Origin of the sequence: Cedecea sp. NFIX57 (genome assembly GCF_900177785.1) — a bacterium.
In the GTDB taxonomy this organism is placed as follows: domain Bacteria; phylum Pseudomonadota; class Gammaproteobacteria; order Enterobacterales; family Enterobacteriaceae; genus Cedecea; species Cedecea neteri_C.
Genome location: NZ_FXAS01000072.1, coordinates 1 through 2,003 on the forward strand (window position 1 = coordinate 1; position 2,003 = coordinate 2,003).

The window sequence follows — 2,003 nt, forward strand, 5'->3', positions numbered from 1 at the left end:
CGTGGTACTTTCCGCCGGAATACGCGTTCACGCAAAACCAGAATCAGCGTTCACGTTCCGCCAGAATGACCGTTCACGCCAGGCCAGAATACGCACCAGTCTGTTCCACAGGCGCAGCGTTGCCTTTTCCCTTACTTCTGAAATCAGTCGGGTCAGCGTGGTGGCCCCGGGGAGAATAATTCTGTGCTGCATCAGCCACCCTGTCGCCAGGTCGAAAAGCAGGCCGGGACGTTCGTTACTTATCCAGCTCCGGGTATATAAAAGACGGGTAAGACGAAAAGTCCAGGGCCAGGCAAATTCGCGATAATCATAATGCTGACGTATCAGCGCGGCATGCTCGCGACGGGTATTTTCTCTCTGGCCATATTCTGCCAGCACGGTGATATCATGAATGGCGAGCTATCTGGCGATAAAATGCCGGACGCCGGAAGGAATATGATTCATATCGGTGAGAAAGGTGCCCAGAAAACGCACGCACCCTATTTGCAGGGCAATTCCCAGACGATTGTGATCGCCTCTGCTTTTTCCGATAAATTCCTTGTCTGCCTCATCAAGATGAAAATAGCGAGCCAGTTGAAGCTCATCCGGTTCACCGGTGAACCGGCCATAGCTTTCAGTCTGTTCAGTGGTCAGAAAATCGACGGGCATATCGGCCTTCCTGCCTGGCGGGCATTTATTAACAATTTCGCAACCGTCCGAAATATTATTAATTATCAGACACATGAAAACAGTGTCGTTTTTATGTCTATTAAATCGATTTTTTGTTATAACAGACACTAGCTGTCCGATATTTGATTTAGGATACATTTTTATGCGACTTTTTGGTTACGCACGGGTATCAACCAGCCAGCAATCTCTCGATATTCAGATTAAAGCTCTCAAAGAGGCAGGGGTTAAAGCCAGCCGCATCTTTACCGACAAGGTATCCGGTAGTTCAACCGACCGGGAAGGGCTGGATTTGTTGCGGATGAAGGTAGAAGAAGAAGATGTCATTCTGGTGAAGAAACTTGACCGTCTCGGCCGTGATACCGCAGATATGATTCAGCTAATAAAAGAATTTGCCGCCCAGGGTGTGGCTGTTCGGTTCATTGATGACGGGATCAGGACTGACGGGGAAATGGGAAAAATGGTGGTTACCATCCTGTCCGCCGTTGCACAGGCTGAGCGCTGTCGAATACTGGAACGCACCAATGAAGGCCGTCAGGAAGCCAGGCTGAAAGGCATCAAATTTGGCCGCAAACGTTCTGTGGACAGAAATACTGTGCTGGAACTTCACCAGAAAGGCACTGGCGCAACGGAAATTGCTCGTCAGCTCAGTATTGCTCGTTCCACGGTTTATAAAATTATTGCTGAATAGCTTTATTCTACGGATGCAATCATTAAATATGAACTGGAGGTACAAATGAAAGGATACTTAATTATTTTATTTTTTATTACTGGCACTGCTAACGCTTCAGAAGCCACATCAAATAAGTACACAATAGATTCGGACAACCAGTTAATATTATCAAATGGAAATATTAAGGCTGTTGGCCATGTACACGCTGTAAGCGGGGATATGACAATTGATGCAGAAGAAGCTATTTATCATCGTGAAAACCCCAACGATACCTATATAACCGCCACGGGGAATCCAATAAAATACAATGGGATAACAGAGGACGGAAAACCGTTCTCAGGGAATTCTAAAAAGCTTAAATATACTCCAGAAACAGGAGAGGTGATCCTGACAGATGAGGCTTTTGTTCAGCAGAATGGAAATACTCTATCGGCCGAAGTAATAACATACAACACCATTACGAAAAAAATGATAGCTTCTGCTGCACCCGGTAAAAGAGTAAGGAGTGTGATTTATCCTGAAAAGGTATCACAGAAGAAAAAATAATTATTCTTAGTTAGTATGCTGAATCTGACAAAAACCTTTTACCCTAATAGATCACTGTTAGGGTAAAAGGTCAGTGTTCCAACACGCAATGAAAGCTTAGCGTGAGTTTTCGTTCCAC

The 2,003-nt window shown here is 45.3% G+C and carries 2 protein-coding genes and 1 pseudogene; 2 read left to right on the forward strand and 1 reads right to left on the reverse strand.

The annotated features are described in order from the left end of the window. Nucleotides 1-66: 66 nt before the first annotated feature. A pseudogene (locus B9Y90_RS25270) lies at nt 67-648 on the reverse strand (DUF4158 domain-containing protein); the annotation flags it as partial. A 163-nt stretch (nt 649-811) separates the two neighbouring features. On the opposite strand from B9Y90_RS25270, the gene B9Y90_RS25275 reads away from it, so the two are divergent. Together B9Y90_RS25275 and lptA are read left to right on the forward strand one after the other, a co-directional pair. After that, entirely contained in the window at nt 812-1,357 is a 546-nt protein-coding gene (locus B9Y90_RS25275; RefSeq protein ID WP_085543051.1) for a recombinase family protein, read from the forward strand. Between the two features lie 45 nt (nt 1,358-1,402). Further along, the gene (gene lptA / locus B9Y90_RS25280) at nt 1,403-1,885 is read left to right on the forward strand and encodes a lipopolysaccharide transport periplasmic protein LptA (RefSeq protein ID WP_085543052.1); all 483 of its coding nucleotides are present in this window, start codon (nt 1,403-1,405) and stop codon (nt 1,883-1,885) included. The last annotated feature ends 118 nt before the right edge of the window (nt 1,886-2,003 follow it).

Bases quoted from the DNA above. Each gene is read 5' to 3' on its own strand.
- B9Y90_RS25275 (WP_085543051.1), top strand. From the start codon at position 812: ATGCGACTTTTTGGTTACGCACGGGTATCAACCAGCCAGCAATCTCTC.
- lptA (WP_085543052.1), top strand. From the start codon at position 1,403: ATGAAAGGATACTTAATTATTTTATTTTTTATTACTGGCACTGCTAAC.